Genomic DNA, 25,917 nt, shown 5'->3' with positions numbered 1-25,917 from the left:
ATAGAGGAATTTGGCGGCAAAGGCCGTCTGAAAATCGGCAGTCGGGTGTGTTATAGTATCCGTACTTTCACTCGTATTTGAAAACGGAGTAAAACCATGGCTACAAGACGAAATATTCAAATCCACAGCATGACCGGCTTTGCCAATGCCGCAGGCGAATGCGGCGGCAAGCGGATTAATTTGGAAATCCGCGCGGTCAACCATCGTTATTTGGATGTCCAATTCCGTATGCCGGAAGAGTTGCGCTATTTGGAAGGCGCGTTGCGCGAGCAGATTGCCGCAGCCGTGGCGCGCGGTAAATTGGAATGCCGCATCCAGCTGCAGGACGCATCCTCGGGCGGACAGACTTTGGAGGTCAATCAGGATTTGGTTGCCCAACTGGCGCATTTGAACAAAACTTGGCGCAAGGAGCATGATTTTGCCAAATTGAGCGTGGCCGATGTTTTGCGTTTTCCCGGCGTTTTGGCGGGTCAGGGCGAAGATGCCGAAGCTTTGGCCAAAGGTGTTAAAGATTTATTGACCAGCGCGTTGAAAGAGTTTGCAGCAGCTCGCAAACGTGAAGGCAAAAAACTGGGCGAGCACCTGTTGCAACGCCTGGACGGCATGGAAGAGATTGTGGACGCTTTGAACGAATTGTTCCCCAGCCTGCTTCAGGCGCATATGGACAAAGTCAAAGCCCGTTTGGCAGAAGCCGTCGGCAATATCGACAACGACCGTTTGCAACAGGAATTTGCTTTATTCATCCAAAAATCCGATGTGGATGAGGAATTCAGCCGTTTGCGCACCCATATCGCCGAAGTGCGCCGCATCGTTACCGAAGGCAAGGGCAGCGCAGGCAAACGTTTGGATTTCCTAATGCAGGAACTCAACCGCGAGGCCAATACATTGGGCAGCAAGGCCATCGCCGCCGAATGCACGCAAGCGTCGGTTGAACTGAAAGTCTTAATCGAACAAATGCGCGAACAGGTTCAAAATATCGAATAAATCGATAACGAACAGATAAAACAAGGCCGTCTGAAAAGTTTCAGACGGCCTTTGTGTCGATATGGGACGGAACCGGTTGAGTTTATTTTTAAACATTATTGGAGGCGGGCTTCTTGTTTCGTGACTGTTATTGCGCTAAAGAGTTAACATGTGTTAAATTATGGCAATTATTGTCATGATAAGAACATACAAAGGAGTAAAAACATGAACTTTCTAACCGCAATCAGTCGGCAAATGACCCGCTTCACCGCCCTGATTATCGTCCTTGCCTCCATCATCGCCTTTATTGAGCCTGCCACTTTTTCATGGGTAAAAGGCGATACGCAAGTTGTCGTACTCGGCATCATCATGCTCGGTATGGGCATGACTTTGGGCAAAGAAGATTATCAAATTCTGGCGCAACGTCCGCTCGATATTTTTATCGGTGCCATCGCCCAATACACGATTATGCCCTTGCTCGCCATCGGCATTGCCAGAGCCTTTGACCTCTCGCCCGGATTGACGCTGGGTTTGGTTTTGGTCGGTACCTGCCCGGGCGGTGTTTCGTCCAATATCATGAGTTTTTTGGCTAAAGGCGATGTTGCCTTTTCGGTTGGCATGACCACTGTTTCTACCGTCCTCGCGCCTGTGATGACGCCGCTGTGGATGACTTATTTGGTCGGACAAACTGTCGAAATGGACGGCTGGGGTATGTTCAAATTTATGCTGCTCGTTACCCTGTTGCCCGTCGTTATCGGTTCTGCCGCCAATATCTTGCTACATAGAAAACACTGGTTTGAAGACGTGCGCGCGATTATGCCGGCTGTTGCCGTTGTCGCATTTGCCTGTATTGTCGGCGGCGTTGCTGCCGTTCACGGCCATCGTTTCGCCGAGTCCGCCTTCGTTATGGTACTCGCCATCGCTGCCCACAACATCGGCGGCTACATCCTCGGCTATTACAGTGGCGCGCTGACCGGCATGAACACCGCCAAAAAACGCACCCTTGCCATCGAAGTCGGTGTACAAAATGCCGGACTTGCCACTGGTTTGAGCGCTAAATTCTTCCCCGGTAATGCCGAGTCTGCTGTTGCCGCCGCCGTTGCCTGCGTTTGGCACTCTGTATCGGGAACGGTTTTGGGCAATTTGTTTGCCTGGTGGGACAAGCGTAAGCAATAAGCTGTAAACATTGCCAGATAACAAAAGGCCGTCTGAAATATTTCAGACGGCCTTTTGATTGCTTTTTATCAATGCGCTTTATGCGTCGTGCTGTACACGATTTTGTCTGTTAAAGCCATGGCGAGGGCGGAAATCAGGAAACAGATGTGGGTAATACATTGCCACATGATTTGTTTTTCCGACAGATTGGCGGCGTTGAGGAAGGTTTGCAGCAGATGGATGGAGGAAATGCTGATGATGGACATCGACAGCTTAACCTTCAAAACCGAAGCATTGACATGGCTGAGCCATTCGGGTTGGTCGGGATGTTCGTCAACGTGTAGGCGGGAAACGAAGGTTTCGTAGCCTCCGACAATGACCATGGTCAGCAGGTTGGCAATCATCACGACATCAATCAGGTTCAATACGGCGATCATGATGGTGTTTTCATCCATGATGCTGAAATTGGATACCAAGTGCCACAAGGATTTGAGGAACTTACAGGCATAAATGACTTGGGCGATAATCAGGCCTATATAAATCGGCAGTTGCAGCCAGCGGCTGGCGAAAATGAAATGCGCGAAGATGCCCATTCGGTCGTGGGCTGTGCGTTTGGTCGGGGTGGAATGTTCCATATAATGTGTTGTGTGTAGGAAAGATAAGGGGCGGCATTTTAATGGAAAAATTTTTAAGCTGCAATTTGAGCGGCTGAATTGAAAAAGAAAGGCCGTCTGAAAACAGGATATGGTTTCTTATTTTCAGACGGCCTTGTAGGTTGTCGGAATAGGCAAATACGCGCAAAATCGCTTTGCTTTTTAGAGATGGACATTATGCTTGCAGATTCGTTTTTTTATTATCTGGTATTGGTTGGCTTTGCCGCCGGGCTGATGGATGCGGCGGTTGGCGGAGGCGGACTGTTGCAGATTCCAGGATTGTTCAACCTATTGCCAAATGCTATGCCTGTGGCCTCGGTGATGGGTGTCAATAAATTTGCTTCCTGCTGCGGCACGTTGACCGCGACGGGGCAATATCTGCGCCGAATCCCCGTACCGTGGAAAATGCTGCTGCCTGCCGCGGCGTTGGCATTTGCCGCTTCATATTTGGGCGCGAAAACGGTGGTGTATTTCCCTGTGCAATACATGAAACCGGCAATGTTGGTCATCATGATTGCCATGTGTCTGTACACTTTTTTGAAAAAAGACTTGGGGCAGACGGTGCGCACTGAAAAGCTGACACGCCGCGAAACTTTATGGGGCTTATTTTTCGGCGCGTTAATCGGGTTTTACGACGGCGTGTTCGGGCCGGGAACGGGCAGCCTGCTGGCTTTTGTGTTCGTCCGCTTTTACGGCTACGATTTTCTGGCGGCGAACGCCTCGGCAAAGGTCATCAATTCGACCACCAATCTTGCCGCGTTGAAGTTTTTTATTCCGCAAGGCCATGTTGTGTGGGCATGGGCGATACCGTTGGCAGCGGCGAACTTGTGCGGCGGCGTGGTCGGCGCGCGCTTGGCAATGCGCGGCGGAACCAAACTGCTGCGTTACGGATTTATGTTGCTGCTGTGTCTGACCATTGGGAAGTTTGCTTGGGATTTATTGGGTTGATATCAAATGAAAAAAAGGCCGTCTGAAAGTTTCAGACGGCCTTTGCGTTTTACAGTTTAACCGAATGCTCGCGTGTTTCGTGGAATACGATGTCCGGCCAGCGTTCTTGCGTCAGATTCAGGTTGACGCGGTTAGGCGCGAGGTAGGCGAGGTTGCCGCCTGCGTCTATCGACAGATTGCCTGCATTGGCTTTTTCAAATTCCGCCAGCTTTTTCTTGTCTTCGCACGATACCCAGCGCGCCGACCAGATGGATGCACTGTCAAAGACGGCTTCTACGCCGTATTCGTTGGCGAGGCGCGAGGTAACGACTTCAAACTGCAACACGCCGACCGCGCCCAAAATCAAATCTGCGCCGCTCATCGGTTTGAAAACCTGTACCGCGCCTTCTTCGCCAAGCTGTTGCAAACCTTTTTGCAGTTGCTTGATTTTCAGCGGATTTTTGATGCGTACGCTGCGGAACAGTTCGGGCGCGAAGAATGGGATGCCGGTAAACGCCAGTTGCTCGCCTTCGGAGAAGCTGTCGCCGATTTGGATGTTGCCGTGGTTCGGGATGCCGATGATGTCGCCGGCGTAGGCTTCTTCCACCAGCTCACGGTCGTGGGACATGAAGGTTACTACGCTGGAGGCGGCGATTTCGCGGTTGATACGCAGGTGTTTCATCTTCATGCCGCGCTCGAATTTGCCGGAGCAGACGCGCAAGAAGGCGATACGGTCGCGGTGTTTCGGGTCCATATTGGCTTGGATTTTGAAGATAAATCCGGAAAACTTCGGCTCGTCCGGCTCGACCATGCGTACGGTCGCATCCCGCGGTTTCGGCGCGGGCGCCCATTCAATCAATGAATTGAGGATTTCCTGAATACCGAAGTTGTTAATCGCCGAGCCGAAAAACACGGGTGTGAGTTCGCCGGCGAGGAATTCGTCGAGATTAAACTCGTTGGAAGCCGCCTGCACCAATTCGATTTCGTCGCGCAACTGTTGAATTTCCAATGGAAAGCGTTGTTCCAATTCAGGATTGTCGATGCCTTTGATGATGTCGAACTCGTGCGGCAGACGCTCGCCACCTGCGTCGAAGAGATAGATTTCATCGTTCAGGATGTGGTACACGCCTTTGAAGTTTTTGCCCATGCCGATAGGCCATGTGACGGGCGCGCAGCGGATTTGCAGGATGTTTTCCACTTCGTCCAGCAATTCCAGAGAATCGCGCACTTCGCGGTCGTATTTGTTCATGAACGTAACAATCGGCGTATTGCGCAGGCGGCAGACGTTCAAAAGTTTGATGGTTTGCGCTTCCACGCCTTTTGCCGCGTCGATGACCATCAAGGCGCTGTCAACGGCGGTCAATACGCGGTAGGTATCTTCGGAGAAGTCTTGGTGTCCCGGCGTGTCCAAGAGGTTGACGGTGTGGTCTTTGTAGTCGAACTGCATCACGGACGAAGCCACGGAAATGCCGCGCTGCTTCTCGATGTCCATCCAGTCGGAGGTAGCGAATTTGCCGGTTTTCTTACCTTTCACCGTACCCGCGCTTTGAATCGCACCTGAAAACAGCAGCAGTTTTTCGGTCAACGTGGTTTTACCCGCGTCAGGGTGGGAGATGATGGCAAACGTGCGGCGGCGGCGCACTTGGTCGAGGATTTCTTGGGACATGGTTTTCTTTGCAAAAAGGTTCAGGCCGTTTTTTCAGACGGCCTGAAGGATATGGGTGTTGGAAAACAGGCTAAAATAAGGGCGTGTGTAACACGCCCTGCAATAGATTGAAAGATGCGGAATTGTACAAAAAAATGCTTGATAATTCAATGTTTGTACCAAAACAAAGGCCGTCTGAAAAGTTTCAGACGACCTTTGTTTATGAATCGATGATTAAATATCCATCGGTTTCCATTCCACACCTTTTACCGGCGGCAGCCATGATTGCGTACCGCTGGAGGCAAATCCCCACAAGGTGTCGGGGAGGCCGTAATGGTCGGCGCGCGTTGGATCGAGTTGCGTTTCGATTTCATCTTCGCGGCCTTCACGGATTTGTGTGGCGATGTGCGGATTAATCATCACGGTTTTGCCCAATGCGATAAATTCTGCCCAGCCGGTTTCATAGGCGGCCAAAATTTGGTCGGCGGTAAACAGGTTGCCCACGCCGATAAGCGGCAGTTTGCCGTTGATGCGTTCGTGGATAAACTGCATACGGGTTTGGGCGGTATCGCCGCCGCGACGGATTTTTTTATCAAATTCCCACAGGGAAACGTGCAGATATTGCAGAGGTTTTTGTACCAATGCGTCAATCAGTGCGCCGGTTTCGGTCATGGTTAAGCCGTCATCGCCCGGCTCTTCGGGGGAGAAGCGGTAGCCGATGATGAAGTCGTTGCGCTGGTGTTTTTCACGGACGGCAACTACGGCATCGATAACGGCCAGAGGGAAGCGCATTCTGTTTTCCAAGCTGCCGCCCCATTGGTCGTTGCGGCGGTTGCTTTGGGCAGAGTAAAACTGTTGGATTAAATAGCCGTTCGCGCCGTGGATTTCCACGCCGTCAAAACCGGCACGAAGCGCCAAATCGGCGGCTTGCGCATAAGAGGCGATGAGTACTTCGACTTCTTCTGCGGTTGCTTCGCGTGCGTGTTCGGTTTCGCTGGCAGAAGCGCTGATTTTGTCGAGACCGTCCAAAAGGTCATCAATGGCTTTGGAACCGCCGTGATGGATTTGCAAAATCGCTTTTGCGCCTTGCTGTTGCAGGATTTGTGCGGTTTCTTTCAGGCTGTCGAGGCAGTGTTCGCCTGTGGCTTCAGGTTGGCCGTGAAAGGCTTTGCCGTCTTTTTGAACCAAAGTGGCGGCAGTGATAAACATGCCCATATCGCCTGCACGGTTGCTGAGGAAGGTACGCTCTTGGTCGCTGATCAAACCGTCGGTTTGTGAGCCGAAATGGGTCATGGGGGCGACGACAAGGCGGTTTTTGATGGTTACGCCGTTATTGAGGGTGTATGTTTGGAAGAGTGGGGCGTATTTTGGATTCATGAGATTTTGCTCTTGATAAGTGAATGGTTGGCAGAGGATTGGGCCATTCAGGAATTTATCAAGTACACAGGCCGTCTGAAAAGTTTCAGACGGCCTGTTTATTCTTTAAGCCTTAGGATTAAAGATTAGGATTAACAATGATTTTTACTGCGGATTCGTTGTTGTGGATCAAGCGCTCGAAGCCTTCGGAAATCAATTCGTCCAGTTTGATGCGTTGGGTGATGAAAGGCTCAAGGTTGATTTTGCCTTCTTCAACCAATTTGATGGTTTCGGCGTGGTCGTTGCAGTAGGCGATGGTGCCGCGCACGTCCAGCTCTTTCATCACAACGCTGTGGACGTTGATGGTAGCGGGGTGGCTCCAAATGGATACGATGACGACTTTCGCAGTCGGACGGCATGCTTCGACCATGGTGTCCAGCACTTTGTTCACGCTGGTGCATTCGAATGCGACGTCTACGCCTTCGCCGTTGGTCAGTTTTTTCACTTCTTCAACGACATCGACTTCGGATGGGTCGAGGATGTAGTCGGCCACGCCGGCTTCGCGTGCTTTGTCTTTACGTGCTTTGCTCAATTCGGTGATGATGACTTTGATGCCTTTGGCTTTCAGTACGGCAGCCAACAGCAAACCGATTGGACCTGCGCCGCCGACCAATGCGACATCGCCTTCTTTCGCGCCACTGCGTACATAAGCATGGTGGCCGACAGACAGAGGCTCAATCAAAGCAGCTTGGTCTAATGGGATTTTGTCGGAAATAGGGTGTACCCAACGGCGTTTGACGGCGATTTTTTCAGACAAGCCGCCACCGCAACCGCCCAAGCCGATGAAGTTCATGTCTTTGGAGAGGTGGTAGTTGCTGCCTTCGCCGGTCGGTACGTCATCGCGGATGATGTAGGGTTCGACAACAACGTGTTGGCCGACTTTGATGTCGTCCACGCCTTCGCCGACGGCATAAACCACGCCGGAAAATTCGTGACCCATGGTAACTGGCGCAGACTCGCCGGAGATTGGGTGCGGATGGCCACAAGGCGGAATGAAAATCGGGCCTTCCATGAATTCGTGCAGGTCGGTACCGCAGATACCGCACCAAGCAACATTGATGCCGACAGTACCCGGAGCTACGGTTGGCTCGGGAATGTCTTCGATGCGGATGTCGCCTTTGTTATAAAAACGTGCTGCTTTCATTGTAACGCTCCTTTTTTAAAGTGGAGGCCGTCTGAAAAAGACGGTCAATTGGGGAAAGGGAAGCAGTGTGGCGTGTGAAATGTTTTTATTGATATGTTTTATGTTTGTTATTTTACTACTGATAATATGGAAATGGTTTGTCTTTGCTCAAATTAAAGTTTGTAAATGAAAAAAAAAGGCCGTCTGAAATGGATAATCTGTTTTCAGACGGCCTGTGGCAATAGTTTGAATGCGTTATGGTGTAAGATTGTTACTTTTGCCGCGCTTCAGATGCTTTTGGTAGGCGATGACGTAGTCGGCCTTGCTTAAGCCCGCCAATACGCGGATGTGGGCGGCGGCGGATTTAGACATGGATTCCAAGGTATATCCGCCCTCCAGTACGGAAATGACACGTCCTTGACAGCTTGCCGTTGCTTGGACGATTTTGTGCGTCAGCCAGGCAAAGTCGGCTTCATGCAGGTTCAGACGGCCTGTTTCGTCTTGTTTATGCCCGTCAAAACCTGCCGAAAGCAACACCAACTCGGGGCGGAAGGCCGTGAGCTTGGGCAGCCATTGTTCGCGGATGGTCGTGCGGAAGATACGGCTGCCTGTGCCCGGTTTGAGGGGCGTATGCAGCATATTCTTATTGCCGGCGTATTGTTCCGCCTGAGGGAAGGGAAAGATGTCGGTTTCAAACAGGTTGAAAAACATCACGCGCGGATCGTCTTGGAGAATCTCCGCCGTACCATCGCCGAAGTGGACGTCGAAATCGATGATGGCGATGCGTTGCAAGCGGTATTGGGCAATGGCGTGCATCACGCCGGCGGCAACGTTGTTGATCAGGCAAAATCCGCCGGCGCTGTTGCTGTGGGCATGGTGGCCGGGAGGGCGGATGGCGCAAAAAGCATGCCAGGCCTTTTTGTTCATCACCATATCGACTGCCTTGACAACGGCTCCGGCCGCAAAACGGGCGACTTGGAGGGAGTCGTGGCAGATGACGGTATCGTCGTCGATACGGTGGATTTTACCGGGGAGCGGCTGGGCGGCTTCCAATTCGTGCAGATAATTGCGCGAGTGGACCAATGCCAGTTGCGCATCTTTGATTTCGGGTGCTTCAGCGGTTTGCAGGCGACGCCAAATGCCTTCTTGTTTTAAGGCGGTTTGAATGGCGCTGATGCGTTCGGGCCTGTCGGGATGGTTGGGCCCCGGCTGGTGCTGTAGGAATATCGGATGCGAAATCCATACGGTGCGGGCGTTTTTGCCAAGCAAACGGCGTAGGCGGGTGCTGATGCGCCAAAGGATTTTTTTGAACATGGAACAGTATGTGTCGGACAAGTCGTAAAGACTGCTAAATATGGTTAATAAATACGGAAATGCTTGGAAATTTTTCAGACGGCCTTTAGAATAGCTCAATTTTGCAGTCCAACCAATGTGTTTGATTGCAGTGTGCAGTTTTTTACTTAATCTAAAACTTGAAAGAACGGATATATTATGAATCAAGCAGTGGCTCAATTTGCCCCTTTAGTGCTGATCATGGTGGTGTTCTACTTCCTGATTATGCGTCCTCAACAAAAGAAATTCAAAGCGCACCAAGCGATGTTGGCCGCTTTGAAAGTCGGCGATAAAGTCGTTTTGGCAGCAGGTTTCAAAGGCCGTGTGACCAAAGTCGGCGAGCAATTCTACACTGTCGACATCGGTCAAGGTGCGAAAATCGAAGTGGAAGTTGAGCGCAACGCGATTGCCGCGAAAGCCGAATAATCCGTTTTTTTGCAAAAAGCCGCCTCATTTTCCGAGCGCGGCTGTTTGCCTTTATAAATAAAGCAAAGGTTTACCATGAACCGTTATCCTTTATGGAAATACCTGCTGATTGCGTTCACGATTGTGGTTGCGGCTGTTTACTCGCTGCCCAACCTTTTCGGTGAAACGCCTGCCGTACAGGTATCGACCAACCGACAAGCCATCGTGATCAACGATCAAACCCAGTCTAAAGTGGATGCTGCGCTGAAACAGGCAGGTATTCAGACTGATGGTATGTTCATCGTCGACAACTCGCTGAAAGTGCGTTTCAAAGATACCGAAACGCAATTGAAAGCGCGCGACGTCATCGAAAATACTTTGGGCGAGGGCTATATCACCGCGCTCAACCTGTTGGCAGACAGCCCTGAGTGGATGGCGAAAATCAAAGCCAATCCGATGTTCCTGGGTCTGGACTTGCGCGGCGGCGTGCATTTCACCATGCAGGTGGACATGAAAGCCGCGATGCAGAAAACGTTTGAACGTTATTCCGGCGACATCCGCCGCGAATTGCGCCGCGAAAAAATCCGTACCGGCACGGTGCATCAGACTGAAAACGGTCTGATCGTGCCTTTGCAAGATGCTACTGATGTACAAAAAGCCTTGCCTCAGTTGCAAAAATTGTTCCCTGAAGCCACGCTGCTGCCGGATGGCAACAATATCGTGCTGACTTTGTCTGAAGAGGCAATCAATAAAGTACGTTCTGATGCAGTTAAACAAAACATCAATACGTTGCACAACCGTGTGAACGAATTGGGCGTAGCCGAACCGGTTATCCAACAATCCGGCCTTGACCGTATTGTCGTACAGCTGCCGGGCGTGCAAGATACTGCCAAAGCCAAAGACATTATCGGCCGTACCGCGACTTTGGAAGTGCGTATGGTGGAAGACGATCCGATCAAATTGCAAGAAGCTTTGAACGGCAATGTACCGGCTGGTTATGAGTTGCTGTCAAGCGGTGGCGATCATCCGGAAACTATCTTGGTCAACAAACAAGTTGAACTGACCGGCGACAACATCAACGACGCGCAACCTAGCTTTGACCAAATGGGCGCGCCTGCCGTGAGCCTGAGCCTGGATAGTGCGGGCGGCAGCATTTTTGGCGAATTGACTTCGGCCAATGTGGGTAAACGTATGGCTATGGTGTTGATCGACCAAGGTAAATCCGAAGTCGTTACCGCACCTGTCATCCGTGCCGCCATTACCGGCGGCCGCGTGGAGATTTCCGGCAGCATGACGACAGCCGAAGCCAACGATACTTCATTGTTGCTGCGTGCCGGTTCGCTGGCCGCACCGATGCAGATTGTCGAAGAACGTACCATCGGCCCGTCTTTGGGTAAAGAAAACATTGAAAAAGGTTTCCACTCTACCTTGTGGGGCTTTGCCGCTGTTGCTGCATTCATGGTGATTTACTATCGCTTGATGGGTTTCTTCTCTACCATTGCCTTGAGTACCAATATCTTGTTTTTGGTGGGTATTTTGTCTGCCATGCAGGCAACGCTGACCTTGCCGGGTATTGCCGCCTTGGCTTTGACCTTGGGTATGGCGATTGACTCCAACGTGTTGATTAATGAACGTATCCGTGAGGAACTGCGTGCCGGTGTCGTACCGCAGCAGGCCATCAACCTCGGTTTCCAACATGCTTGGGCAACTATTGTCGACTCCAACTTGACCTCCCTGATTGCCGGTATCGCTTTGTTGGTATTCGGTTCCGGTCCTGTACGCGGTTTTGCGGTCGTACACTGTATCGGTATTCTGACTTCGATGTATTCATCCGTGGTCGTGTTCCGTGCTTTGGTCAACTTGTGGTACGGCCGTCGCCGCAAATTGCAAAATATTTCCATTGGTGCGGTGTGGAAGCCGAAAGCTAAAATGGCAGAAGGCAAGGAGTAAAACATGGAATTATTTAAAATCAAACGCGATATTCCGTTTATGAGCTACGGCAAACTGACGACCTTTATTTCGTTGGTTACGTTTATCGCCGCCGTGTTCTTTTTGGTAACCAAGGGCTTGAATTTCTCTGTCGAATTTACCGGCGGTACGGTGATGGAAGTCCAATATCAGCAGGGCGTGGATGTGAATAAAACGCGCGAACGCCTCGATACGCTGAAAATGGGTGATGTACAGGTTCAGGCATTGGGTACGAACAAACACATCATGATTCGCCTGCCGAACAAAGAAGGCGTAACGTCTGCACAGCTGTCCAACCAAGTAATGGATTTGCTGAAAAAAGACAATCCTGATGTTACCTTGCGCCAAGTCGAATTCATCGGCCCTCAAGTCGGTGAAGAATTGGTTACCAATGGTTTGATGGCATTGGGCTTCGTAGTGGCAGGTATTATTATTTACCTGTCCATGCGTTTTGAGTGGCGTTTTGCAGTATCGGCGATTATTGCGAATATGCACGATATCGTGATTATTCTCGGCTGTTTCGCCTTCTTCCAATGGGAATTCTCATTGACTGTCTTGGCAGGTATCTTGGCTGTTTTGGGTTATTCTGTGAACGAATCCGTGGTGGTGTTTGACCGTATTCGTGAAAACTTCCGTAAGCCGCATATGCGCGGCCACACTGTGCCGGAAGTCATCGACAACGCAATTACCGCGACCATGAGCCGTACCATCATTACCCACGGTTCGACCGAGGCAATGGTTGTTTCTATGCTGGTGTTCGGCGGTGCGGCCTTGCACGGTTTTTCTATGGCGCTGACCATCGGTATCGTGTTCGGTATTTACTCTTCCGTATTGGTTGCCAGCCCGCTCTTGCTGATGTTTGGCTTGAGCCGTGAGAACATTGCCAAAGAAGTGAAGAAAAAAGAAGAAGTTGTAGTTTAATCGCTGTAATACTTCAATAAAGGCTGTCTGAAAATTGATTGAATCAGTTTTCAGACGGCCTTTTGTATTTAAATTTCAGAATGTTTTGTTTTAATGAAATAGGAGGGGATAAATGTGAAAGAAAAAGAAAAAATAGGAACAATATAATTTTGTGATGAATCAAGTTTATTGTCTGATATCCCCTTAATTGCTTGTCAGTCCCAATATTTTAAAACATAATACTTTTGCCCCCGATGCTGGAGTTTTACTACAAGTACATGATTTGCAAAAAATCTGTCGGGAGTGCAGACCCTGCCAATCAACCTCAAAAAAGGAAGGCCAAGAATGAAAGTAACCAGTTTCGGCGAAGTGCTGTGGGACGATTTTCCAAACGGGAAGGTATTGGGTGGTGCACCCTTGAATGTTGCTGTCCGTTTGCAGTCTTTGGGTATCGATGCTGTCATCATCAGTCGTCGCGGCGATGATGCCGATGGCGAAGAATTGCTACGTCAAATTCAAAGTAAAAACGTCAATACTGATTATTTGCAGGTTTGTCACGAATGTGCGACCAGTTTGGTGAAAGTACACTTGGACAAGTCTGGCAGCGCGTCTTATGAGATTGTTTATCCTTGCGCGTGGGACAGGATTGCGGTTGATGATGCGGCAATCAAACGTGTGGCAGAATCAGATGCCTTCGTTTTTGGCAGCTTGGCAACCCGCGACGAGGTTTCGCGTAAAAGCTTGGCGGTTTTGCTGAAAGAAGCCAAATTCAAAATTTTTGACGTTAATCTGCGTAAGCCTCATTACGATATTGACCGCTTGCTTGAGACCATGAAACAGTCCGATATGGTCAAACTTAATGATGATGAGTTGTATGAATTGGCTGCGGCTTACGGTTCTCCTTATCACAGCATCGAGCAAAATATCGGCTACCTCGTTGAGCTGACCGGCGTCAAAATCTTGTGTGTGACTTTGGGTAGTCATGGCGCGGTTTTGTATAAGGACGGCGAGTTGTACCGTCATTGCGGTTTCCGCGTCAAAGTAGTGGATACTGTTGGCTCCGGCGACAGCTTTCTTGGTGGTTTGACTTACAAGCTGCTCAATAATGCGCCTCCTCAAGAAGCCATTGCTTTTGCTTGTGCGCTGGGTGCATTGGTGGCTTCACGTCATGGCGCGACGGCGGATATTTCTTTGGAAGAAGTTGAAGCGTTCATGAATCCTGCTTGATATTTTGACAAGAGATATAAAAAGGCCGTCTGAAAAACCATTAAATCAGGTTTTTCAGACGGCCTTAGTATTTTCAGGCTTTACCAATAAGTTGTAAAACATTCTAAGTTGGTATTTTTCGGGCCGCTTCCTTCTTCGGTCGGCGAACCAATCATCATCAGGCCGATGATTTTGTCTTTGTCGGCACACTCAAATGCTTCGCGCAACAATGGGCTGTTGACCCACATGCCCGTAATCCAAACGTTGTCGAAGCCTTGAGCAGAAGCAGCCAGTTGCAATGCGTAGGCGGCGCAGCCGGCAGTCAACATTTGTTCCCATTCGGGTTTGGGTTTTGCTACTTCACGGTTCGGCACGAATGTAACGCCGATAATCATAGGCGCCATGTTGCCGACGCGTTCGGCCTTTTTCATGGCATCATCGCCGAAGTTGAGTTCGGTAACGGTCTTGCTCAAAAGCTCGCGGAAACGTTGCAAGCCGGCTTCGCTTTGAATAACGGTAAAGCGGAAAGGGCGCATATTGCCGTGATCAGGAACTTGCGTTGCCGCTTGCAGCATTTGTTCCAGTTGCTCGGCATTGGGTGCCGGAGCAGTCAGTTTTTTGGAAGAGCGACGCGTGGTGAGGAGATTTAAGGCATCCATTTTTAGTCTTTCTTGTGAACTAGAATGAGAATAATTATATAGCGGAAAGATAAATAAATCAGCAAAGGATTAAGGCCGTCTGAATTAAGGTTTCAGACGGCCTTTGGATTTTACAGGATACCGTTGTTTTGTGTATTTTCAGTAATCAGTGCTTTGCTAATTTCGTCGGCGGTGTAGCTCTTACCGTTTCCGAATACAAAGCTGTCGACATTATTGTTGGCAATGTCATGGATGGTCAGGGTGTCGCCTGTATCTTTGATGGTTAAGATCCAATCATCTCCGGTTTTCAACTGTAAATCTTTCAGCGTAAGCCCTTCTTTGAAAAGGACTTGGGTATCGCTGCCACCATACGGATTGAAGGTGTCGTTGCCGCTGTTTCTGCCAAACATGATAACGGTGTTGTCGGCACCCGGGTCGGTAATGGTATCGTTGCCGCCGGCTGTATCGACGATGTTGATGCCTCGGCCCAAAGTAATGGTTTCATCGCTGCGGTTGCCCCTGTATTCGACAACAGAAGTGTAACGCGACAAATCTAAATCGCTGTTGTCGCTGTCGGCGTGGATGGTGTGGTTGAAGTTGTTGTACACATCGCGGTTGAGTTCTTCAACGGGTTGGCCGGTGTATTGGACGATGTTTGTGTTGCCGATCATGTGCGGGATAGACAGTTTGAAGTGGTTGATTAGCTCGCCGGTGCTGTATGAGGTATTGCCGTCAAACTGAAACTCGGAAATCGCACCATAAATACCGCTTTGGTTTTTGATGGTTAAAACATCGTCTGTGCCTTTAATGCGGATATGCCAAGTATCACCATCCAACAGGGGATTGGAGACAAATTGGTTGCTGTCGGCCATGTCGGCAATCCCGGTTTTGTCGTAACTTTTTTCAACGGTAATTTCAAGGTCATCAAGGGTAATGCCGCCGGTAAATTTTATGATGTTGGCGTTGAGCGTGTGCAGGCCAGCCTCGTTGTCGAAACCGAAGTTGTAGTCGAAAATGGTGTCATGGCCGTAACCTTTTCCGAAAACATAGGTATCGTTGTGTTCACCGCCTTCCAGATAATCATTGCCTGCGCCGCCGTCGAGAAAGTCGGCGCCGACATGGGCATAGAGTTTGTCGTTACCGTTGCCGCCGTAGAGTTTATCGTCGGAAGCGGGTTCGTTGCCGTAATAGGTTTCGCTGTGTTCGCGCAAGATGTCATCGCCGTCGTGGCCATAAAGGGTGTCATGGCCGTCGTTGCCGCCGTCGATTTCATTGTTGCCTGCATTGCCATGCAAGGTATCGTCGCCGTTTGTGCCGACAAATTTAATGGCTTCGGCTTTCAGTGCTTGGAAGGCTTGTTGGAACTGCGCGGCAGTGTAAGTTTGGTCGTTGAATTGGAAACGGTCGATGGAGATGCTGCCATCCGCGCCGATTTGGTTTTGAATCAAGGCTGAACCTTGCTCCGAAGTAATTTCCCAGCTTTGGCTGCCATCATCGTTATGAATGGTCTTCAGGTTGAGCTTGGCATTGTTCAGGCCGTCTGAGAACTTGAGGGTATTGATGCCGTGGTTGTCGATAATGGTATCGTTGTCGCCGTAGATATAGGTATCGTTTCCGGCACCGCCTTTCAGAATGTCTTTGCCGTTGCCGCCCAGCAAAATGTCGTCGCCAGCATCACCGTTGATGACATCGTTACCGTCGCCGCCATCCAGATAATCGTTGCCGTCGCCGCCATTGAGGTTGTCGTTGCCACCCATGCCGTAAACGGTATCATCACCGCGTCCGCTGTTGAGGCGGTTGCGGCCTTCGTTACCGGTCAGAATGTTATTGCTATTGTTGCCGGCGGCAAAAATATTGGCTGAGCCGGTCAAGGTAACATTTTCGACGTGGGTAGCGGCAGTATGGGAAATGCTGCTGAATACGGTATCTTCGCCGCCGCCGGCTTTTTCAATCACCACATCTTTTACATCATCAATGTAGTAAGTATCATTGCCGTCCCCACCTTCCATAATGTCGGAACCGGCCTTGCCGTCGATAATATCATCACCGGATGTGCCGATCAGGTGGTCATTGCCGTCGCTACCATCGATGGTTTGACCGCTTTCGGTATGCTCAGTCAGGGAAATATCGAAATATTTGGCAAAGCTGTTTACATCCAGTTTTTGTGTGCCGATGATGAATTGGGAGACTGCCGGTGTTGTACCGTTTTGAGTGTATTGGTTTTTGATGGTTAAAACGGCGTTGCTGTTTTTCACGGCAATCAGCCAGTCATGACCGCCGGTTTCATTGTTTCGGACTTCAACGGTTAAATCGTTAAGGCTCAGGTCGGTATGAAAGCGGATGCTGTTGTGGCCTTGATTGTCGATGATGGTGTCTTGCTCGCTTTTTGCAGAGAAAAGGTAGGTATCGTCGCCTTCGCCACCTTCAAGCACATCATTGCCTGCTTCGCCGTTGAGGGTGTCATTGCCTGTTTCACCAAAAAGATGGTCGTTGCCTTCTCCGCCGTTGATGAAATCGTTGCCGCCGCCGCTGTAAACGATGTCGTCACCGCGGCCGCTGTTGAGGCGGTTGCGGCCTTCATTGCCGATGAGGATGTTGTTGCTGTTGTTGCCTGCGCCGAAGATGTTGGCTGTACCGGTCAAAACAAGGTTTTCAACGTGGTTTGGAAGGGTATAGCTGACGTTGCTGTAAACCGTATCATCGCCTCCATTTGGGTTTTCAATGATTTTATCGTCGTTGCGGGTTACATAATAAACGTCATCTCTCGAAGTACCTGTTGTTGCTTGTGCAAGGGGAGATGGCTGCAATTGCTCTAAATGTCGTAATTCAAATTGCGCATTGCGGATGCGCATTGCTTTTTCGATTATCATGATATTTTCTTTAGATATTGATGAGAGTAACAAGGAAGTAAACGTATCCGGCATATGGCCGGTATTGCTTAATTTGTATTGTGTTTAGGCTGTATATACTAGTGCCGAAATTTGATAAAAACAACAGAAACGTTAAGATATGACAATATATAGAGAGCCTTATCAGGCTTAGTTTGCCGTCTATTCTTTTGCCAAATGGCTTTGCCTTGTGCGGCTGTTTTGTTTCTTATATACCACACATCAATTTCCATAGTTTCAAACTATGAATGGTTGTAAAAAGGCCGTCTGAAAAAAAAGAAGCAGGTTTCGCATTGCAAAACCTGCTTCTGATTTTTCAGACGGCCTGTCTGATTACAGAGTACGGGCAACTTCGACGATGTCGAAACATTCGAGTTGGTCGCCTTCCATAATCTCGTTGTAGCCTTTGAGCATCAGACCACACTCGAAGCCCATGCGGACTTCTTTGACGTCATCTTTGTAGCGTTTCAAAGAAGACAGCTCGCCGGTATGGATAACCACGTTGTTGCGGATGAGGCGGACATGGGAATCGCGTTTGACCACACCGTCGGTAACCATACAGCCTGCAATATTGCCGACTTTGGAAACGGAGATGACCTGACGGATTTCGACCGTACCGGTTACTTGCTCTTTCTCTTCCGGAGAGAGCATACCGCTCATGGCGGCTTTCACGTCGTCGATGGCATCGTAAATGATGTTGTAGTAACGGATTTCCACGTTTTCATTCTCAGCCAGTTTGCGTGCGGAAGCATCTGCACGGACGTTAAAGCCGATGATGAATGCGCCGGAAGCAATGGCCAAGTTGACATCAGATTCGGTAATGCCGCCAACGCCGCTGTGCAACACGTTCACTTTCACTTCGTCGGTGGACAGTTTTTTCAGGCTGCCCGCCAAAGCTTCGTAAGAACCTTGTACGTCTGCCTTGATGATGACAGACAAGGATTGGGCTTGGTTTTCGCCCATGTTGTTGAACATGTTTTCCAGTTTCGCAGCCTGTTGTTTAGCCAAGCGCACGTCGCGGTATTTGCCTTGACGGAAGAGGGCGATTTCGCGCGCTTTTTTCTCGTCGGCCAATACCATTGCGTCTTCGCCTGCGTTCGGTACGTCGGACAAGCCGAGGATTTCGACAGGGATAGAAGGGCCGGCTTCATTGATGGCTTTGCCGTTTTCGTCAACCATCGCACGGATTTTACCGAATGCAGTACCGGCCAGCAGCATATCGCCTTTTTTCAGCGTACCGCTTTGAACCAGTAATGTGGCAACTGCGCCGCGGCCTTTGTCCAAACGTGCCTCAACGATGATGCCTTTTGCAGGTGCATCGACTGGGGCAGTCAGTTCCAAAACTTCGGCTTCGAGCAAGACTGCCTCGAGCAATGCATCGATGTTCAGGCCTTTTTTAGCGGAAACGTCGATAAACTGTACATCGCCGCCCCATTCGTCAGGCACGACTTCGTGTGCAGTCAGCTCTTGGCGGATACGCTCTGGGTTGGCGGCTTCTTTATCGATTTTGTTAACGGCAACCACCATCGGTACGCCCGCGGCTTTGGCGTGGGCAATCGCCTCGATGGTTTGCGGCATCACGCCGTCGTCGGCTGCTACAACAAGAATCACGATATCGGTTGCTTTCGCACCGCGCGCACGCATGGCGGTAAACGCTTCGTGACCCGGAGTATCCAAGAAGGTAATCACGCCGCGAGGGGTTTCAACGTGGTATGCACCGATGTGTTGGGTAATGCCGCCCGCTTCGCCTTGTACCACTTTGGCGCGGCGGATGTAGTCCAGCAGGGAAGTTTTACCGTGGTCAACGTGACCCATCACGGTAACAACCGGTGGACGCGGCAATGCTTCGGCTTCTACTGCTTCAACGCCTTCATCCAAGAATGCTTCAGGGTCGTCGGCTGCGGCAGGTTTGCCGATATGGCCGAGTTCTTCCACCACAATCAGGGCAGTGTCTTGGTCGATAGATTGGTTGATGGTTACCATCATGCCCATTTTCATCAGGGCTTTCACCACTTCGACGCCTTTAACGGCCATTTTGTGTGCCAAGTCGGCAACGGTAATGGTTTCAGGTACCAAAACTTCGTGTACGACAGGTTCGGTCGGCGCTTGGAAGGCGTGTTGGTTTGGCTCAAGTTTGAGTTTTTTGCCTTTTTTGCCGCCGCGTACGCGTTCGTCCTCGCCATTGCGTGCATTGTTGCGGTCACGGCCACCTTTGCCGCCTTTGCCTTTGGCGTTACGGCCTTGGTTTTCTTCGTCACGGTCACGACGGTCTTCTTTTTTACCGCGCGCGTTGTGTTCGGATTTGCCTTCGCCGGATGCCGCTTTTGCTTTCTCGGCAGGTTTGTTGCGTTCGCCTGATTTGGCTTCTTTAGTAGGTTTTGAGTCTTGATCGGCCTGTTGTTTCATGGCTTCGCGGCGTGCTTGACGCTCTTGTTTTTCTTTCAACAAGGCTTCTTGGTGCGCACGCAGGGCGGCGGCACGACGGGCCTCTTCATCGCGTTGAGCCTGTTCTTCCACGCTGACGACAGGTTGCGGTACGGCAGGAGCGGCAGGTTTGGCTGCTTTTTTCGCTTCTTTGCCTTTGCCGCCTTTGTCTTGTTTGGCTTTGGCAGGTTTTTTGGCTTCGGCTGGTTTTTCAGCTTCAACGGATTTTTCAGACGGCTTGTTGTCTGCTTTAGCTTCAACTTTTGCTTCGGCCTTGGCTTCTACGGCTTCAACCGGTTTGGCTTCTTCTTTTTTGGCTTCGGCAGGTTTGCCTTCCGCTTTTGGTGCGGCTTTGGCTGCTTTCAGTCTGGCTGCTTCGGCCTCTGCTTTGGCACGGGCTTCGGCCTTTGCGGCAGCTTCTGCTTCAGCTTTGGCTTTTTCTTCGGCAGCTTGAGCGGCTGCTTTTTCTGCTTCGGCTTTTTGGTTTTCCGCTGCTACTTTGGCTTTGGCTTCCGCTGCCAATTCTTCGGAAGAAGGAATGGTAACGGCACGGCTGCGGCGGCGTGTTTCCACTTTTACGCCGTCAACGGTGCTGACTTCGGTTTTTTTGCGGCGGATGCTGATGGTGCCGCTGTTGCTGCCGTTTTTCTTTTGCAGGTAAGCAGTCAACAGTTGTTTGTCGTCAGTGGTTATGCTGTCATTACCGCTGTTTTTATTGACCCCGGCTTCTTTCAATTGTTTAAGCAAATCATCGACGGGGCGGTTTAGTTCGGCGGCAAATTGCGCTACGGTTGTATTACTCATTCAGTACCCCCTTAGTTGTTTTCTTCAGTAAACCAGTGTTCGCGTGCAGCCAAAATCACTTTTTTGGCTTCTTCTTCGTCAACACCGGTAATTTCGACCAATTCGTCAACAGACAATTCGGCCAGATCATCGCGTTGGGTAACTCCGGCTTCGGCCAGTTTGCGCAACATATCGGAATCTACGCCGTCCAAATTGCGCATGTCTTCAGACACTTCACCCAGTTTTTCTTCTGCGGCGATGGTAATGGTCAGGATCGCGTCGCGTGCGCGGTTACGCAGGGTTTCAACGATTTCTTCGTCAAAGCCGTCAATCGAGAGCAATTCTGCCGCTGGAACGTAAGCAACTTCTTCCAATGTGGCAAAGCCTTCTTCCACCAAAATATCGGCGGTTTCGTCGTCGATGTTCAAGTGGGTGGTGAAGAGGTTGCGGATAACGGCGTCTTCAGCGGCATTGCGTTCGTCTGCTTCTTCAACGGTCATGATGTTCAGCTGCCAGCCGGTCAGGATGGAAGCCAGGCGGACGTTTTGACCGCCGCGGCCGATGGCCAGCGCCAGTTGGTTTTCATCAACGATCACGTCAACGGCGTGTTTGTCTTCATCAATCACGATGCGGCTCACTTCGGCAGGAGACAGCGCATTCATCACGAATTGGGCAGGCTCAGGAGACCACAATACGATGTCGATGCGTTCGCCGGACAATTCGTTACTCACAGCGTTAACACGGGAACCGCGCACGCCGATACAAGTACCTTGCGGGTCGATGCGTTGGTCGTTGGCTTTAACGGCAACTTTGGCGCGTTGGCCGGGATCGCGTGCTACTTCGCGGATTTCCAACAGGCCGTCTGCAATTTCAGGCACTTCGTTGGCGTAGAGTTTGGCCAAGAAGTCGCCGCTGGTACGGCTCAAAATGACTTGTTTGCGGCCGGTATTGCCAATTTCGTCCACACGCAGGAAGAGGGCGCGGATGCGGTCGCCGCTGCGGAAGTTCTCGCGCGGAATCATTTCTTCGCGCGGAATCAGTGCGTCGAGTTTGCCTGCGACGACTTCAACGATGATGCCGTGGCGCTCGACGCGTTTTACCGTACCGGAAACGATGTCTTCTTTAGAAGCGAGGAACTCGTTCAGGTTTTGCTCGCGCTCCGCATCACGGATGCGTTGCAGGATGATTTGTTTGGCAGTTTGCGCGGCTTGGCGGCCAAAACCTTCGTTTGGCAGCTGCTCTTCGTAGTATTCGCCGATTTGGATGGTGGTGCCGGGAATTTCTTCTTGGATTTCCTCGATGGTTTTTTCTACGTCGGGGTAGGTGTAGTCTTCATCGGCAACAATCAGCCAGCGGCGGAAGGTTTGGTATTCGCCGGTATCGCGGTCGATTTCGACGCGCACGTCCATGTGCTCGCGGTCGGCTTTTTTCTTGGCAGCAGTAGAGAGGGCGAATTCAAGGGCTTTGAATACGACTTCCGTTTCAACGTTTTTTTCACTTGCCAGCGCTTCGGCCAGCTGTAACATTTCGCGACTCATTTTCTAGAATCTCCAAGTAATCGGTTTTTAAAATTTAAATTCGGGGCGCAAACGGGCTTTGTCGATATTGCTCAATTCGATTTGGGCAGTTTTGCCGTCGAAAGAGACGGTAACGATGTCGTTTTCGCAAGATTCGATACGGCCGATGAAGTTTTTCTGACCATCAATCGGCAGGCGTGTTTTGATTTTGGCGTTCTGGCCGGCAAAGCGCATGAAATCGGCGGCTTTTTTCAGCGGGCGGTCAAGGCCCGGGCTGGAGATTTCCAAACGTTTGTAGTCGATGTCTTCAACCATAAACACGCGGCTCAGATGGTTGCTGACGGTGGCGCAGTCTTCGACGGTGATGCCGCCTTCTTTATCGATGAAAACGCGCAAATCGCCTTGTGCGGTCAGTTCGAAATCGACCAGCTCGTAGCCCAAGCCGGGCAGGGTTTTATCAAGAATGCTTTGAATATCCATGCTTCTCCAGAAGTACATAAACAAAAAAATGGCCGCGCGGCCATTTTTCGTGTGATTTGAAAAATGGCCCTATTATAACTGTTTTCAAGATAAAAGAAAAGTGTTGATTTGGCGTGGATTTTTTGAAGTGATTGCTTAAATGTAAAGGGGAGGGTTGAGGCCGCCTGAAAAGGAAATTGTTGACAAGTTTTGATATGGTGTTTCTAAAATTATTTTGGAAAACAAATAATTGGTATTGCTTTGTTTTCAGACGGCCTTGTATTTCCGGATTTTTCGTGCTTGCACAATGTGCAAGGCGGTTCTACAATTTCTTCATACCCACCGAATAAGAAAGAAGGCCGCCATGTCCGCACACCCGATTTACAATTTTTCCGCAGGTCCTGCCGTATTGCCGGAAGCGGTATTGCGTACCGCACAACAGGAAATGCTCGACTACAACGGTACGGGTTTCCCTGTGATGGCGATGAGCCACCGTTCGGATATGTTTTTGAGTATTCTGCATCATGCCGAACAAGACTTGCGCCAGCTTTTGAATATTCCGTCCAACTATAAAATCCTGTTTTTACAGGGTGGCGCGACCACGCAATTTAATATGGCGGCCATGAATTTGGCGCACGGTTTTGCGACTGCCGACGCGGTGGTAACGGGCAACTGGAGCCGTATTGCCTATGAACAGATGAGCCGTTTGAGTAATGCCGAAATCCGTTTGGCCGCGCATGGTGGCGAGCAATATGCCTATAAAAACCTGCCTGCGGTGGAGGATTGGGATGTCAACCCAAATTCCGCGTTTGTTCATTTTGCGATTAATGAGACCGTAAACGGCTTGCAGTATCAAAACGTCCCCAAACTTTCAGATGGCCTGCCACCGCTGGTGTGTGATATGTCGAGCGAGATTTTGTCTCGTGAGTTTAATGTGTCCGATTACGGCTTGATTTATGCCGGCGCGCAAAAAAATATCGGCCCTGCCGGTGCGACAGTGGTCATTATCCGCGAGGATTTGCTGGAGCGTTGTCCGAACGATATTCCCGATGTGTTCAACTACCGCTCCCACATCAACCGCGACGGTATGTACAACACGCCGTCTACCTATGCGATTTATATGTCGGGTTTGGTGTTCCGCTGGCTGCAAACGCAGGGCGGTGTGAAAAAAATTGAAGCGGTCAATCGAATAAAGGCGCACACCTTGTATGAGACGATAGATGGCAGCGGCGGTTTTTACATCAACGATATTCATCCTGATGCGCGCTCCAAAATGAACGTGGTCTTCAAAACCGCAAGCGAAGACTTGGACCGCCGCTTTGTGTTGGAAGCAGAGTTGCAGGGCTTGTGCCTGCTTAAGGGCTATAAAACCGTCGGCGGTATGCGTGCCAGCATTTACAATGCGATGCCGCTTGAAGGTGTGAACGCGTTGGCCGACTTTATGAAAGATTTTCAACGGCGTTACGGTTAAGATGAAGATAAAAAGGCCGTCTGAAACTGGGTTTCAGACGGCCTTTTGATTTGAACAAGCCTTATTCGGTGACTTCTTCAGTGATGCTGTCGCGGTAGATGGTGCTGTCGTAAGTCGGAACAGGAGGCGGCAGCAGGCTGTCGAGTGTCAGCGCGGAAGGGTTCAGCGTAGGGTAGCCGCTGAAGGTAACGGAATAACCGCCGTTGCCGGTACTGCGGATTTTGGCATACGCGCCCAACGGGAAAGTGGTTTTGTTGGTGATGTGGCCGAATGGGAAACCGGTCAACACAGGAATTTTGGCGGTGCGCGAAATGTGGTTGACGACGGCGGAGAAATCGTAGCTGGAGTCGTACACGTCGCGGATGGTACCCATGCGGAAATCGCCGAAGATGATAGCGCGTTGTTTTTGCAAAACACCTGACAGATAAAGCGTATTGAGCATGCGCTCGATGCGGTAGGGTTGCTCGCTGACGTCTTCGATAAAGAGGATGCCGCCTTGAATGTCGGGCATGTAGGGCGTGCCGGCGAGGGAGGCGAGAACGCTGAGGTTGCCGCCCCACAATGTGCCTTCTACGTTGACATCGGCGCGTTGGATGGTCGGAACATCAATGATGTTGACGTTGTTGGTTGTGCCGCGGATGAAAGAATCCATGGTAAAGACGCTGGGGTCTGCTTTGCCGAATTCGCTGTACACCATTGGGCCTGCAAAGCTCATCATATTGCCTTTGGCCAACAGGGCGAGTTGGACGGCGCACACGTCGCTGAAACCGAAGAACAATGTGCCGCGTTCGCGCATTCTGGCGCCGAGTGAGGCAAAGTCGATTTGCGGCAGGATGCGTGCCGCGCCGTAGCCGCCGCGCAGGCCCATCAAGACTTTAGGCGTTTCGACGCGGCCGCTGGCAACTTCTTGGAAGTCGGCGGCGCGTTGGGCGTCGCTGCCGGCAAAGCGTTGGTAACGGCGGCTGCCTGCCTGTTGGTTGGTCACGGTAAAGCCTGCGTTGTAGAGGCGGGTCAGGCCGGTGGTTACGCGGTTGGGGTCTTCGGCGAAGCCTGACGGCGCAACAACGCGCAGGAGGTTGTCGCCGGAACGTGGCGGATGGGGTTGCTTAGGTTGCACGGTTTTGGCTTTCGCGGTGGTAGAAGTGGTTTTTGTTTGCGGCGTGGTGGTCGTGCCTGTGCCGCAGGCTTGCAACAACCCTGCGCCTGCCGCGGCAGAGCAGGTACGCAGGAAATGGCGGCGCGTGGTGGAGTTCATTGAGGTTTTCCTTTCGTTATATGTTCAGACGGCCTGAACTTGGCGTGTCGGACCTTACAGGCCGTCTGAAAGTTTAAGCGATTAAGTTTTTGATTTGTTCCGGCCAGTTTTCAGGCAAGGCCATACCGTGTTCGCGTACGGGCGCGGCCCAAATCGGCGCGGGGAAGTTGGCGTCGTTTTCAAAGCGGGCGATGACGTGCCAATGCAGATGGGGCACAACATTGCCGAGGCTGGCCAAATTGATTTTGGCCGGGCGGAAGACTTGGCGCATTGCGGCTTCAACTTGATACACCATTTCCATGATTTCGTTGCGTTCGGCAGGGGAAAGGTCGGTCATCTCGGAAACATGGTCATTCCAAATCACGCGGCAGAATGCCGGTGCGCCGACTTCGTTGTGGACGGCGATAACGTGCAGGTTGGGCGTTTGCAGCAAAATGTCTTCGTTGTCGGCAGTGCAGATGGGGCAGGTCATGGGTTTTTCTTTCTCAGTCTGAATAGGAATCGGATGATTTCAATCAGAATTTTTAGAACGAGGTAAATAGCAGTCAGCGTGATGAATGCGAAAAGCCACGGTTTGGGTATAAACCACCAAAATAAATAGGAAGGCGTGATTAAGTCGTCACATTCTTCGGCACTCTCAATGTGATCGCACAATCCAAAGTTAAAATAATCATTGACATCATGAAAGGGCGAATAGGCGAACATAAGTGCTTTTGGTGTCACACAAATCAATGCAATGATAGCAATCCAAAAGAATGGTTTGAGATGTTTGAGTGCAGTCATGGACGA

Annotated in this window: 21 protein-coding genes; 8 read left to right on the top strand and 13 right to left on the bottom strand. The window is 50.7% G+C overall.

Annotated elements, in window-relative coordinates; genetic code table 11:
• The first annotated feature begins 96 nt into the window (after nucleotides 1–96).
• Together O3681_RS05130 and O3681_RS05125 are read left to right on the top strand one after the other, a co-directional pair.
• Nucleotides 97–984, top strand: coding sequence for a YicC/YloC family endoribonuclease (locus O3681_RS05130; protein ID WP_371459433.1), 888 nt, complete (start codon nucleotides 97–99; stop codon nucleotides 982–984).
• Nucleotides 985–1,188: 204 nt separating this feature from the next.
• Nucleotides 1,189–2,139: a bile acid:sodium symporter family protein gene (locus O3681_RS05125; RefSeq protein ID WP_371459432.1), complete on the top strand. Its 951-nt coding sequence runs from the start codon at nucleotides 1,189–1,191 to the stop codon at nucleotides 2,137–2,139.
• Nucleotides 2,140–2,207: 68 nt separating this feature from the next.
• Here the strand turns inward: O3681_RS05125 and O3681_RS05120 are convergent, their stop codons facing one another.
• On the bottom strand, nucleotides 2,208–2,753 hold the full coding sequence (locus O3681_RS05120) for a TIGR00645 family protein (protein ID WP_004519303.1): 546 nt from the start codon (nucleotides 2,751–2,753) through the stop codon (nucleotides 2,208–2,210).
• Nucleotides 2,754–2,948: 195 nt separating this feature from the next.
• Between O3681_RS05120 and O3681_RS05115 the strand changes: the two genes are divergently transcribed.
• A complete protein-coding gene (locus O3681_RS05115; RefSeq protein WP_371459483.1) occupies nucleotides 2,949–3,719 on the top strand; it encodes a sulfite exporter TauE/SafE family protein in 771 nt (256 codons plus the stop codon).
• A gap of 49 nt (nucleotides 3,720–3,768) precedes the next feature.
• Here O3681_RS05115 and O3681_RS05110 read toward each other — a convergent pair whose 3' ends face one another.
• From O3681_RS05110 to O3681_RS05095, 4 genes are all read right to left on the bottom strand, one after another.
• Nucleotides 3,769–5,364 carry a peptide chain release factor 3 gene (locus tag O3681_RS05110; RefSeq protein ID WP_070645472.1) on the bottom strand — a complete coding sequence of 532 codons (1,596 nt, stop codon included), beginning with the start codon at nucleotides 5,362–5,364 and terminating at the stop codon, nucleotides 3,769–3,771.
• Between the two features lie 213 nt (nucleotides 5,365–5,577).
• The gene (locus O3681_RS05105) at nucleotides 5,578–6,720 is read right to left on the bottom strand and encodes an NADH-dependent flavin oxidoreductase (protein ID WP_371459431.1); all 1,143 of its coding nucleotides are present in this window, start codon (nucleotides 6,718–6,720) and stop codon (nucleotides 5,578–5,580) included.
• Between the two features lie 118 nt (nucleotides 6,721–6,838).
• Nucleotides 6,839–7,903, bottom strand: coding sequence for a 2,3-butanediol dehydrogenase (locus O3681_RS05100; protein WP_003745670.1), 1,065 nt, complete (start codon nucleotides 7,901–7,903; stop codon nucleotides 6,839–6,841).
• Nucleotides 7,904–8,137: 234 nt separating this feature from the next.
• A complete protein-coding gene (locus O3681_RS05095; protein ID WP_371459430.1) occupies nucleotides 8,138–9,196 on the bottom strand; it encodes a histone deacetylase family protein in 1,059 nt (352 codons plus the stop codon).
• 177 nt (nucleotides 9,197–9,373) lie between these two features.
• On the opposite strand from O3681_RS05095, the gene yajC reads away from it, so the two are divergent.
• From yajC to O3681_RS05075, 4 genes are all read left to right on the top strand, one after another.
• Nucleotides 9,374–9,640, top strand: a complete 267-nt coding sequence (gene yajC / locus O3681_RS05090; RefSeq protein WP_003675720.1) for a preprotein translocase subunit YajC — start codon at nucleotides 9,374–9,376, stop codon at nucleotides 9,638–9,640.
• A 75-nt stretch (nucleotides 9,641–9,715) separates the two neighbouring features.
• On the top strand, nucleotides 9,716–11,569 hold the full coding sequence (gene secD / locus O3681_RS05085) for a protein translocase subunit SecD (RefSeq protein WP_371459429.1): 1,854 nt from the start codon (nucleotides 9,716–9,718) through the stop codon (nucleotides 11,567–11,569).
• Between the two features lie 3 nt (nucleotides 11,570–11,572).
• The gene (gene secF, locus O3681_RS05080; protein ID WP_003686183.1) at nucleotides 11,573–12,508 is read left to right on the top strand and encodes a protein translocase subunit SecF; all 936 of its coding nucleotides are present in this window, start codon (nucleotides 11,573–11,575) and stop codon (nucleotides 12,506–12,508) included.
• 324 nt (nucleotides 12,509–12,832) lie between these two features.
• Complete coding sequence (locus O3681_RS05075) at nucleotides 12,833–13,714, top strand: carbohydrate kinase (protein ID WP_049330901.1); 882 nt, start codon at nucleotides 12,833–12,835, stop codon at nucleotides 13,712–13,714.
• A gap of 80 nt (nucleotides 13,715–13,794) precedes the next feature.
• Here O3681_RS05075 and O3681_RS05070 read toward each other — a convergent pair whose 3' ends face one another.
• The 5 genes from O3681_RS05070 to rimP form a co-directional block, all read right to left on the bottom strand.
• Entirely contained in the window at nucleotides 13,795–14,352 is a 558-nt protein-coding gene (locus O3681_RS05070; protein ID WP_371459428.1) for a nitroreductase family protein, read from the bottom strand.
• A 110-nt stretch (nucleotides 14,353–14,462) separates the two neighbouring features.
• Nucleotides 14,463–17,201, bottom strand: coding sequence for a calcium-binding protein (locus O3681_RS05065; RefSeq protein WP_371459427.1), 2,739 nt, complete (start codon nucleotides 17,199–17,201; stop codon nucleotides 14,463–14,465).
• Nucleotides 17,202–17,552: 351 nt separating this feature from the next.
• Nucleotides 17,553–20,447 (bottom strand): translation initiation factor IF-2, encoded by a 2,895-nt coding sequence (infB, locus tag O3681_RS05060; protein WP_107723606.1) that lies wholly within the window; start codon nucleotides 20,445–20,447, stop codon nucleotides 17,553–17,555.
• 11 nt (nucleotides 20,448–20,458) lie between these two features.
• Entirely contained in the window at nucleotides 20,459–21,964 is a 1,506-nt protein-coding gene (gene nusA, locus O3681_RS05055; RefSeq protein WP_003678742.1) for a transcription termination factor NusA, read from the bottom strand.
• A gap of 27 nt (nucleotides 21,965–21,991) precedes the next feature.
• Nucleotides 21,992–22,423 carry a ribosome maturation factor RimP gene (gene rimP / locus O3681_RS05050; RefSeq protein WP_199903854.1) on the bottom strand — a complete coding sequence of 144 codons (432 nt, stop codon included), beginning with the start codon at nucleotides 22,421–22,423 and terminating at the stop codon, nucleotides 21,992–21,994.
• A 343-nt stretch (nucleotides 22,424–22,766) separates the two neighbouring features.
• Here rimP and serC point away from each other — a divergent pair, with 343 nt between their 5' ends.
• Nucleotides 22,767–23,873 (top strand): phosphoserine transaminase, encoded by a 1,107-nt coding sequence (gene serC, locus O3681_RS05045; protein ID WP_107723603.1) that lies wholly within the window; start codon nucleotides 22,767–22,769, stop codon nucleotides 23,871–23,873.
• Nucleotides 23,874–23,934: 61 nt separating this feature from the next.
• On the opposite strand, the gene O3681_RS05040 is transcribed toward serC, so the two are convergent.
• The 3 genes from O3681_RS05040 to O3681_RS05030 all read right to left on the bottom strand — a co-directional run bounded on the left by O3681_RS05040 (nucleotide 23,935) and on the right by O3681_RS05030 (nucleotide 25,911).
• Complete coding sequence (locus O3681_RS05040; protein ID WP_070504482.1) at nucleotides 23,935–25,128, bottom strand: LD-carboxypeptidase; 1,194 nt, start codon at nucleotides 25,126–25,128, stop codon at nucleotides 23,935–23,937.
• 73 nt (nucleotides 25,129–25,201) lie between these two features.
• Nucleotides 25,202–25,600 carry an HIT family protein gene (locus O3681_RS05035; RefSeq protein WP_371459426.1) on the bottom strand — a complete coding sequence of 133 codons (399 nt, stop codon included), beginning with the start codon at nucleotides 25,598–25,600 and terminating at the stop codon, nucleotides 25,202–25,204.
• Nucleotides 25,597–25,911 (bottom strand): hypothetical protein, encoded by a 315-nt coding sequence (locus O3681_RS05030; RefSeq protein WP_070504477.1) that lies wholly within the window; start codon nucleotides 25,909–25,911, stop codon nucleotides 25,597–25,599. Before O3681_RS05030 ends, O3681_RS05035 begins: the two co-directional genes overlap by 4 nt.
• Nucleotides 25,912–25,917: the final 6 nt, after the last annotated feature.

It is taken from the genome of Neisseria sp. 27098_8_158 (genome assembly GCF_041433145.1).
GTDB lineage: Bacteria > Pseudomonadota > Gammaproteobacteria > Burkholderiales > Neisseriaceae > Neisseria > Neisseria subflava_E.
This window is presented reverse-complemented; position numbering and strand designations above follow the sequence as displayed.